At 40.8% G+C, this 11199-nt stretch carries 10 protein-coding genes; all 10 read right to left on the reverse strand.

Going from position 1 to position 11199, the window contains the following annotated elements; translation table 11 throughout:
* Positions 1 to 16: 16 nt before the first annotated feature.
* The 10 genes from DSM100685_RS09415 to pssD all read right to left on the reverse strand — a co-directional run bounded on the left by DSM100685_RS09415 (position 17) and on the right by pssD (position 11149).
* Positions 17 to 1378 (reverse strand): ATP-binding protein, encoded by a 1362-nt coding sequence (locus tag DSM100685_RS09415; RefSeq protein WP_152351084.1) that lies wholly within the window; start codon positions 1376 to 1378, stop codon positions 17 to 19.
* A gap of 103 nt (positions 1379 to 1481) precedes the next feature.
* Positions 1482 to 1856, reverse strand: a complete 375-nt coding sequence (locus DSM100685_RS11230; RefSeq protein ID WP_152351085.1) for a DUF4143 domain-containing protein — start codon at positions 1854 to 1856, stop codon at positions 1482 to 1484.
* A 154-nt stretch (positions 1857 to 2010) separates the two neighbouring features.
* Positions 2011 to 3447, reverse strand: a complete 1437-nt coding sequence (locus DSM100685_RS09425) for a flippase (protein ID WP_152351086.1) — start codon at positions 3445 to 3447, stop codon at positions 2011 to 2013.
* Positions 3448 to 3544: 97 nt separating this feature from the next.
* Positions 3545 to 4789, reverse strand: coding sequence for a nucleotide sugar dehydrogenase (locus DSM100685_RS09430; RefSeq protein ID WP_152351087.1), 1245 nt, complete (start codon positions 4787 to 4789; stop codon positions 3545 to 3547).
* 4 nt (positions 4790 to 4793) lie between these two features.
* The gene (locus DSM100685_RS09435) at positions 4794 to 5825 is read right to left on the reverse strand and encodes a glycosyltransferase family 2 protein (protein ID WP_152351088.1); all 1032 of its coding nucleotides are present in this window, start codon (positions 5823 to 5825) and stop codon (positions 4794 to 4796) included.
* A 1242-nt stretch (positions 5826 to 7067) separates the two neighbouring features.
* Positions 7068 to 8135 carry a glycosyltransferase family 4 protein gene (locus DSM100685_RS09440; protein WP_152351089.1) on the reverse strand — a complete coding sequence of 356 codons (1068 nt, stop codon included), beginning with the start codon at positions 8133 to 8135 and terminating at the stop codon, positions 7068 to 7070.
* A complete protein-coding gene (locus DSM100685_RS09445; protein ID WP_152351090.1) occupies positions 8132 to 9025 on the reverse strand; it encodes a glycosyltransferase family 2 protein in 894 nt (297 codons plus the stop codon). The genes DSM100685_RS09440 and DSM100685_RS09445 overlap by 4 nt, the downstream gene beginning before the upstream one ends.
* Positions 9022 to 10149, reverse strand: a complete 1128-nt coding sequence (locus DSM100685_RS09450) for a glycosyltransferase family 2 protein (protein WP_152351091.1) — start codon at positions 10147 to 10149, stop codon at positions 9022 to 9024. The genes DSM100685_RS09445 and DSM100685_RS09450 overlap by 4 nt, the downstream gene beginning before the upstream one ends.
* An 11-nt stretch (positions 10150 to 10160) precedes the next feature.
* Entirely contained in the window at positions 10161 to 10661 is a 501-nt protein-coding gene (locus DSM100685_RS09455; RefSeq protein WP_152351092.1) for a glycosyltransferase, read from the reverse strand.
* A gap of 14 nt (positions 10662 to 10675) precedes the next feature.
* Positions 10676 to 11149 (reverse strand): PssD/Cps14F family polysaccharide biosynthesis glycosyltransferase, encoded by a 474-nt coding sequence (gene pssD, locus DSM100685_RS09460; protein ID WP_338070776.1) that lies wholly within the window; start codon positions 11147 to 11149, stop codon positions 10676 to 10678.
* Between the last annotated feature and the right edge of the window lie 50 nt (positions 11150 to 11199).

The following is an 11199-nucleotide window of genomic DNA, read 5'->3' on the forward strand; positions in this document are numbered from 1 at the left end:
TCATCCGCTGCAAAGATCACAGGCAATGCGCCATATACAACGGCAACCTGACCCGTTCGCCTTCCACTTCCAGCTGCCGCGGATGCAGCACGTACTCCCTGCCCAAACGAGCGCCGTACAGCGAGCGGAATTTGTTCAGGGACGCCGTCCCGTACCGCTTGGTCGACTTCACCTCGACGGGGCTGATTCGCGGCTTCATGGCCGCGTTGTCGTACCCGCGCACGATCAGAAAATCGATCTCCATGGTCCGCGAGGCGTCCTCGCGATCGCGCCGCGAGAAGAAGAACAGCTTCCGGCCATTGGCACGGAACTGCTGCGCAACGGCATTCTCCACGAGCATGCCCTCGTTGAGCGACAGCTTGCCGAACAGAATGTCGCGGTACACGTCATCCGGCGTCGTCGCCTGATCCGCAAATGCCTGGGACACCAGCAGGCCGGTATCCGCCATATAGCATTTGAACGAGGCGTTGTCCTCGTACATGGCCAATCCGACGCTCGGGTCGGTCGCATTGCGGCAGATATTCACCAGACGGGCGTCCTCCAGCCAAAAGAAGGCGGAATCATAATCCCTGAATCGCGCGTTCTTGTCCACCGAGGCCAGCGTAAACCGCTTCTCGTGTTTGGACAGCTGCCCCGGAATCTGGGCAAAGATGCCCCGCACGCGACCGGCGTCCCCATTGGAGAATTTGCCGATGTCATCGCTGTACAGTTGCAGGATGCCCCGCTTGATCTCGTCCACCTCGCCGAAATCCCGATGCCCTACATACGAGACGACGGCCTGAGGCATGCCTCCGACCAGCATGTATTCGCGCCACAGGCGCATCGCCCGCTTGTGCAAAGCATCGGGCAACGGCGCCCGCCTTTCAAATGACGTGCGGATGGTCTGAGCGAGAAGCTCCTCCCCCATCGCCCAGCAGAACTCCTCGAAGTCGAGGGGGCCCATCTCCATTTTCCGTTCCTCGGATGGGATGACGATGTTGGCCACGTTCTTTTTAATGGAGATCAGGGAACCGGTCTCCACATAGTCATAACGGCCGTCGGCGACCAGATACTTGACCAGTTCGCGCGCGGCGGGGTAACGCTGCACCTCATCGAATACGATCAGGGACTTTCTCGGCTGCAGACGGGTGCGGTAATACGCCGACAGCAGCATGAAGAACGTGTCGAGGTCGTCGCGCTGGTTTTCGAAGAGATCCCGTACATCGCGAGGAAGACGGGCGAAATCGATCAGAATGTACGATTCGTACTGCGTCCGGGCGAATTCCTCCACCGTGGTGCTCTTGCCGACGCGGCGCGCCCCCTCCACAAGCAGGGCCTCCCGCCCCTGACTCTTCTGCTTCCACGCGATCAGCTGGTCCAACACCTTGCGTTTCAGCACTTCCCCACCGCCTTTACACGAAAACAACAGTATAGATACGGGCTATCTTACACGAAAACAACGGTATGAATATTGTTGAAATCACACGAAAACAGCAGAAGCCTCAAAAGAATCCAAAGCCCCAAAACAACAACAGCACTCCACCCAGCAGAAAAATCCTACCGCGGTGTCTCGTAGAAGCCGACAACCATGGCATGGGTGTCGCCAAGTCTGCAAATCCGTCCGCTTTGACCTCCATAGCCATGCAACTCGCTCCGGATCCAATCACGGAATCCACTTCCCGATTATTCCTGCCCCGCCACCAGTTGACGGAGAAACCGTCGATCACCGACCTGCGCAGCAGGTACGCACCAACGGCGCTCTCCACCAAATGACCATGTCGATTCGAATCAGACAGCAACAAGTCCCGCCGAGGGCCATAGAACACCGTCATCAGGATGTATCGTGCACCGCAAGACGCGGCGACGACGCATGTCATTTGACGGCTTTGTCGCTGTATTTTTGGATTCCGCCCAGCAGACTGACGTCAGCCAGCAACAGTGAACTCAGCGAAGTTAGACTATCGAAAATCGATCCTCGCCACTGGGGTACACGAGAATCGGAATACGGCAAGATCTCTGACGTTATCTAGCCTATTGAACATGTTTACCCTTGTGCTGCGGAATTTTCAAAACTGAAAATAGAAAATCATCTTTCATTAAGAGCAAATATCCACCATACACAAGTCCTCCAACGCAAATAGACAGAATTAATTCTGTCAAAATTCCTATATCCACAAAACGAATACAAAAGACACAAGCAAACATCAAAAATGCTGGAACAAAATAATGAGCAAAAGACCGGAATAAATATCTCATATCCAGAATATTTCGTATATAATATGCTTGAATAAAGGTCGAAACAAATTCTGCAATAACGGTAGCAACAGACGCACCTATCGACCCAAAAGGAATAATCAAAATAATGTTTAAGAAGAAATTGGTTAAAGCGGCTACGGAAACAGCAATAGTATATTGCCTTTGCTTATCCATGGCAACCAAAAAAACACCAAACAATTGTCCCAAGGAAAGAATAATAAATAGTGCACTTAGAATATGCAATAAAATTGCAACGGAATCGTAACCGGGACCAAAGAAAATTGGTACAAAAATATCCGCAACTGCAGCTAAACCAAAAATCACCGGAAGCGCAAGCAGAAATATATAATCGATGGCTTTATGATAATATAAAGATACCTTAGTAAGGTCACCATTTTTATATAGGTGCGCAATACGTGGCATTAACACTCCAACAACTGAAGCGATAATTGTTAATATCATTTGAACAATACGCTCTGCTTGGGTGTAGTAGCCAACCTCTGCAACTCCTTTCATTGATCCAAGCATTGTTTTATTAAGAACAACATAAATCTGAATTGCAATGACCGGAGCAAAAAGACCCATAACCGGCCTTATACAACGAAGAAGATTTAACTGCCTTATTGGAATATAACATATATCTTTCTTAAGGAAAGTCCACATTGACAAATTACCAAATAAGGTCGCAAAACAAAATATTAAAGTATAAATCCAAACATCGTTATCATTTTTAACAAAGGCAAATATTAAAAGAGTGCCGATAATTTTTATTATGCCGTTTCGCAAAGCTGTGACTCTAAAATTTTCCATTCCTTGGAAAAACCAACTAATATCAAAAATCCAAGATGCAACGGTCAAAAAATGTATAACGAATAGTATTCTATATTCTTTAAATATTATGAATATAAATATACAATAAGCAATTGTAACAACGAATGTGCAAATTAGCCGAAATAAGAATACCTCCCAAAAAATCTTACTTCTTTCATACTTATTATCCTGATTTTTTGCGATTTCTCTATTTCCATAATTTACCGTTCCGGTAGCAGCAAAAATAGCAAAATAGGACACTATTCCATATGTGTATGCATATGCGCCAACACCATCTGCACCTAGTACACGCGACACATAGGGGGTAGTAATAAACGGTATCAAGATAGATAGAATCTGGTAAGAAAGATTGTAAAAATAATTTTTCTTAATGCTAGTCATTTTGCCCTAACGAATTACAATGCTAAATATAATATTGCGTGAGTTACCAACATAGTCTGATGACAACTCACGCAATATTGACATAGCAATTATGCTTTTAGTCTCTCTTGAAGAGGTCGCGGGTGTAGACCTTGTCCTCCGCGTCGGAGAGCTCGGCGTTCCACCGGTTCGCCACGATCACGTCCGAGCGACTCTTGAAAGCGGCGAGGTCGTGGGTGACCTCGCTGCCGAAGAAGTCAGGCGCGTCCAGCGTGGGCTCGTACACCAGCACGGTCACGCCCTTGGCCTTGATGCGCTTCATCACGCCCTGAATGGAGGACTGGCGGAAGTTGTCCGAACCGGACTTCATGGTCAGGCGGTAGATGCCCACGACCGGGCTATCCGTCCCGGCCACGCGGCGGAGGATCTCGTCCGCGACGAAGTCCTTGCGCGTCGTGTTCGCCGCCACGATCGCGCCGATCAGATTCTGCGGCACGTCCGCATAGTTCGCGAGCAGCTGCTTGGAATCCTTCGGCAGGCAGTAGCCGCCGTAGCCGAAGCTCGGGTTGTTGTACTTGTCCTCGATGCGCGGATCCAGGCACACGCCGCGGATGATCTGCCGCGGGTTCAGGCCGCGGGCCTCCGCGTAGGTGTCCAGCTCGTTGAAGTAGGCCACGCGCAGCGCGAGGTACGTGTTGGCGAACAGCTTGATCGCCTCGGCCTCGGTGCTGCCGACGACGAGCTCTGGGATGCCTTTGGATCCGTCGGGGTTGACGCGCCCGTGCTCGGCCGGGTCCGCGCCCTGCGAGAGCAGGCCGGCGAACGCCTTCGCGGCGTCCACGGCGCCGGGCTCGTCGGTCGGTGCGCCGACCACGATGCGGCTCGGGTGCAGGTTGTCGTACAGGGCCTTGCCCTCGCGCAGGAACTCGGGGGAGAAGATGATCCGCTGGTCGCCGCGGGCCCGGTGCAGGGACGCGGTGTATCCGACGGGCACCGTGGACTTGACCACGATCCAGGCGTCCGGGTTCACGGCGCGGACGGCGTCGATGGCGGCCTCGACGCTGGAGGTGTCGAAGTAGTTCTTCTGCGGGTCGTAGTTCGTGGGGGTGGCGATGACCACGTAGTCCGCGCCGGTGTATGCATCGGCGGCGTCGAGGGTGGCGTGGAAGTCCAAGGGCATGGTGCCCGACGTCATGCCGTCCAGAAAACGCGTGATCTCCGAGTCCACGATCGGGCTTTTGCCGGAGTTCAGGAGCTCGACCTTTTCGGGGATGATGTCCACGGCGTGAACCTCGTTGTGCTGGGAGAGCAGTAACGCCACTGACAAGCCAACATAACCAGTACCAGCAACAGCAACCTTCATTTTTTTATCCTTTCATTCTCAAAAATTTGGAATAAAGCCTATTAAAAATATATATAAATAAAATAATTAAATATAGATTTGAAAATCTATAATACAGTTTATAGTTCAAATAAACTTCATTCACATTGGAATAACGTTTCCTTATATTTTTCAACAAACGAAACCAAACAAAGGAATCATTAAAAAAACTAAATATAGATATTTTCCCCGCTTTAAATCCTTTCAAATTATTATTAATGAGAGAATCAAAAATTAACCATTCAAAATTTTCCAAAGAGGAAACAACATAAACATCGTCACACAAACCATGAGAATCGATAAATTGACAAAAAGATTCCAACTGGTATAACGATTGTTGTAAAAGATCCGTTTTATATCGCTTAGTAGCAGACTGCATATCGTAACGATAATAATATCCCTTTTCGGGTATTATTTTGACCAAATTAGAATAAGATAAATAATTCAAAAGAAAGATTGCATCTTCGCCAATATAAATATCTTCCGGAAAAAGAATATCGTTATCCACAATAAGCGATGTGCGAAAAATTTTTCCCCAACAAGCTCGAAAATAATTACCTAAATCGCATTCCTGGTCAAACTTATATATAGCATTTGCAAATAAAGTATCCTTAGAAATATTATTCGCAAAAATAAAATGCTGTTTATCATAGTTAGACGGAATTATCGAATAATCCCATTGTATTAAGTCATAGTTAGATATATCGCTAATAGCATGCTCTAATATCTCTTTATCAAGATAATCATCGGCATCAACAAATGTAATATACTTACCTTTGGCATGTTTTATGCCAAGGTTTCTGGCGGAAGAAACCCCACCATTTTCCTTGCGAAAATAAAGAATCCGATTATCGGAAGCTGAGAATTCTTTGCAGATTTCTATACTCTTATCTGATGAACCATCATCAATAATTATAATTTCGAAATCTGAAAATGTCTGATTTACTAAGCTATCTAGACATATAGATAAATATTTCTCCGAATTATATACCGGAACAATTATACTCAGTAACGGCATTTCGAATCCCCAAATCTATTCATTGACCGAATATACGCAAAGAAAATAATCCAAAATATAAAGGATGAAATAAAAGATGGATATAAAACACAAGTTTCAAATAAACCACTATATAAAAGTGTGCAAATAGCACAAAAAACAGCAATGTAATCCTTGCGATGATTATTTCTCTTGAGACAAATAAAATAATATCTAATGGATAGAAGCATGGGAATAAAAACAAGGATACATCCAATTAAGCCGCCAGTCATTAGAATATAAAGATAAAAGCTATCAACATATGATGTATGTAATAAATAAATCCCATCACCCATGCCAAAAAAACCAGATGCAACAAGGCCAAAACCATAAAGCAGCTTATGGCTTTTAATAAGCATCGGAATATTTACGGTATAATTAATCATTCTATTTGATAACTCAAAAAGAATATCAAAATTGATCAATCGACATAGAACATAAAAAAATATACAAGCAAATATAATAAGAAAGAATTTTCGAACTGAATTCTGGCGGAGATAGAACGAAACACAATAGACTAATATCAAAAAAATGATAAAAGAGGTAATAGAGCTCCTTGAGCTAGTAGATAGTAGCATTATTAAGGAGATAACTCCAGAAAAAAGCACAAATAAATTTAAGAATTTACTAGAAAGATTAGATCCTTTTGAAGACAAAAAATATATAACAACTAAAACCAAGTAACATAGGCAAAGATTTCCAATCGCGTTGGCATGATACGTACCATAAGTTACGCGATATCTCTCCGATACTGAAGATATAAATAGATTACGAATGCTATATATAAACTCCAAACCATTAAAATTTGTTATGTAGCGCCACAAAAGGAAAGAAGAGACAGAATAAATTATAGTTTTTAATAGTCCTGATAATAAATCATAACTATTACAAATTGGAATTAACAAGATCAAAGCAAGATAAAAAGGCAACGCAGCACGTGTAAAAAGAAAACTTTCATGTGAAATATGGGTAGATACAGACGCAGCTAATGATATAACTATCCAAAAAAGGATACCTAGAATATAGAACATCTCTATCTTATATATAAAAAAATTCTTTTTATATAAGAGCCAACAATTTACAACCGATAGATATGCTACAAACACTATGCTAGCAGGGGTCACAAGTGAATGTGGAAATACCGTAAGTATATTCCCCATCCTTATCCACAAAAAACAAAAAAGTAATATTAACGTAAACTTTGATATATTTAATTTAAACATTCTACCTCGTCTTTAATACTTCCTCAAATAATTCGGCAGAATACTGAATAGATTTTTCACTTGCAGTCTTTACGCCATTATTACTCAAAATGGATTCTAATTCTTTATTATGAAATAAAGTTTCTATATTATCTGCCAATTCCTTGTAATCATTAACATGCGACAATAAGGAATTGTACCCATTAATTGCATATTCTTTGGCTCCCCTATATTCCGTGGAAACTACGGCACATCCGCACGCCATCGCTTCAAGCCCGGGTAAACCAAAACCCTCATCCACTGTTGAGCATAAAAAGATACGGGCTTTATTGTTAACTCGTGCGACATCCATGGAAGTTAAGTTACGCAAATAGATACAGGACGAAGGTAGATTATTGGGTCTTTCTTCACGACTGATACAATATACCTTTAAGTCAGAATATTTATTTTGCAGAGAAGATATAGCTTTGAAGGCAAATTCCGCCCCCTTGTGCTTTGCAGATCTATACTGGAATACAATTGTATGTTCTTCTCTCTGACCAATGGCTTTTGTAACTTTAAAGATATTTGTATCAATACCATCAACTACTTTGATGGATTCTTTTCGTGAATACTTGTCAACAATCTTTTTCAGCCAATCAGAGATAACAATATTAGTCATTCCCAATGAATAAGTATTACATACGAATTCATCGGAAAATTCCCAGTTTTCATAGTCTTGAATAAAATAATATTTATCAGCCGAAATCTTCAGCGCTGCAACTGGTCCAGCTGTCTGAACAGCTGTTGCGATAATCTTGTCTTCATTTTTGAAATAACGATCTTTAATATCATATATCGCGCGAACCTTTACACCACGATTTAACTTAAACCAGTTATTCTTCAAAAGAATAACAGCTAAACAAAAAACAAAATACTGTAAAAATACTGGGATCCTAACTTTTTTTAAGAAACCAGCATATAAAGAAAATGGATAAAATATACTTACCTTATTATTATGCGAATCAAGATAATTCGAATATTCGAATATTACTTTTTTCCCTCCACTTAGCTTCCGTGAGAAATTCGGAAGTACAAAGACAACTCTCATTTTCCCCTCTTACTCAAGGAATATTCTTTACGCTTATTTAGCAAAAGAATTCTGGATTGAATCTCAAAGTTTATCTGATGCTTTTTCTTTAATAAAAGATTTTTATAAACGTAATCCTGCGAACCATCTTCCATGTGATGTACAACCAAAGATGGATCATAAATTATATGATATCCCTTAAATTTACAAAAATCATATAAAATCTCTTCCTCGACGAACAAAAAAGTACCCGGGACAAAAGCTTGATTTTCCTTTTTTGTATACTCGGGAAGAAAAATTACGCAAGCTCCATGTGGAATTATGTCTTCCTGTACATGCTGATTCTTTTCTTTGCTGCCACCGGCGACATCTGTAACGGCTTTACGTCTAATAAGAATGCCATTGAGCAACGGCATGCTATATAGAATTTTTCCTATAAATTTTTTTACAATAATTTTATATTGCTTCTTATTAGAATAAGCATGATACATATATGGATTTTGATGCAAAGAACGCGCGTTAATAATATCTGGAGCAATAATTGCTATATTATCATTCTCATTTGCAGATATTTCCAGCTTCTGGATAAATGATGAATCGTAAATAAATAAGTCACTGTTCATTACTACGACAATATCCGCATGCAAATCATGAATTGCATATTGATAACCAATATTATTACCAGATGCAAATCCACCATTGGTTCCACTTTGTACAACTGTTATATTTGGTACATGACTGTAGGTTTTCAACAACATTTCACCGGTTTTATTCGGTGACGCGTTATCAACAATGACTATTTGATGTTTATCTATATCCTTCAACTTCAAAAGATACGACACGCATTCTTTTGTTATATCTATATTTTGATAATGAAGGATTACAAATGTTATCTTGTAATTTTCATTCACTTCTCAAGATTCCTTACATCCTCAAGGCAATCAATTTTCGTTAAAGATTGAGTGCCCTTAAACAAAACTGTATCTGCATCTACTTGGAATATATCCTCATACTTTTTATTTTTAAAGATGCTCAAATATTGTTTATACTCGACACTGTTATTACCATAGCTACCCGACTCGGCAATTTTTTGATATTTTTTTATTTCCTTATCAAAAAGTTTATAGTGCAACAGACCAAAATAGGTCTTTGCTTCAAAATTTCGATTAAAGGGATAAATATAATGACAGTGAATCAGCATTGTCTTATTGTCTTTTTTCACTACCGGATGTTTTTTAATTAGAAAACATCTTCCTTTTCCGAAGGAAAATTCACGTTCGCGGATTCCGCCATATATAGAATTGAAGTAATATGATTTTTCCACGTGGAATTTATTTTCAAAATATCGGTAATTCTTCAGATAATCTTTAGACTCAGACTTCTCATTAGAGAACATATCAATCATGAGAGCCGATGCAATTCGTATGTTATTTTTTTCAAAACTATTAATTATATTATTAAATTTGATCGACTCAAAACCACAATATGTTAAAAGTTCATCGGCATCTAAGAGCAATACCCATGAACCATTTGAAAGAGTGGAATATACTTTATTAATCCATGCAAGTTTTCGATTAGTAGTAAATTTTTGCTCGGATTTATACACCGTGGCATTATTGTTTAATAATATCTGATATGTCATATCAGTCGACAGATTATCGATAAAGACATAATTGAACTTACCTATTTGCTCATAATGAGCAAAGAAATTGTTCAATTTTTGCTCTTCATTTTTTACTACACAGATTATCGTCGGTAATTTGTCATCGTACTTGCCCTGATGATCAATATACACTTCATCGTCATATAAGGATTTTACATAATCCTTGACTTCTTCCGCTGAATAGAATGATTCACTCAAAAAACTTTTCAGTTCTTTTTTATAACCTTGATCATTAATTCGCGGAAAATATTTGCTAGATAATTTATCCACTAGCGCAATGGCTTGTCTCTTCTGCGGATTTAATATCGTCCTCGTTTGCGCTATCGCTATTTTAAAAGATAACGGCAAACTGCAAATCATATTTTGAATCATCTTGATTTTCCTTATTCTGCAAACAGAGTATTAATAATTTGTTCTAATTCACTACAAAACTCTTTATTATGAGAAAATACTCCATTATTCATTTTGGAAATAATTTCATTATAATGAATAATTGATTCCTTTAATTGAGGTGTTTCATACACAGCAATTATATTGTTATACCTTTTTTTAACCGCTTGCACAAAATCAACCTGATGATCATTAACATGTTCGTTATATTCAGATTTTCTTGGCATCACAATTGGAATTTTCCCTTCTTTCAGGGGCATTAGAAAGCTAGAAGGTCCACCATGAGAAATTACAATACGCGCCTGATCTACATTCTTCTTCATTTCATCATATGACAGAAATTTATTCCACTGACAATGCTTTGGCTCATACGTACAATATCCTGTTTGCATAATCACAGGCTCCTGAATTATCCCATTACCTTTTAACTCATCAACGGCGCGTATTAGACGGTTAAACGCCTGTTCGTGTGTTCCCACGGTTACAAAGATCATCAATCTTCCTTTTCTTAGAAAATACTGCCCAGATTGATCGCTCTCGGATATACCTTCGTCATTTCATCCCATTCAACGATAAAGCGATCAGTTACGGGTGATACTAAACGACCAGTTAATGTTGGTTTATCAATACGGTCAAATACCTCAATATAGATTGTCTTCGCGCCAAATAACTTTCCTAACCAAAAGAATGGCACCGCTACGGCAGCACCTGATGAAACGATCAAATCGGGTTTCTCACGGCGCAATATCTTCCAAGCTAACACTGTATTGCGTATAAGATTCCGCATATTACGATTAGTCGGGAAATAGCAGTGATATACTTGTTCACCCTTCAGGGCACTATTTGCATCTTCTTTATCGAAAGTCACCCAAAACCGATTGCACTTACTCCACAGCGGCTTCAGCATCACTAGATGCGTGAGGTGACCACCGCTGGAACCAACCAGACAGATCTTACGGGGTTTCGTGTGCATCGAAACCATCAGCACACCCCCCGAATCGACAATCTGACATAACGGCCGTTATCGGCTAA

Origin of the sequence: Bifidobacterium avesanii (assembly GCF_009299475.1) — a bacterium.
GTDB lineage: Bacteria > Actinomycetota > Actinomycetes > Actinomycetales > Bifidobacteriaceae > Bifidobacterium > Bifidobacterium avesanii.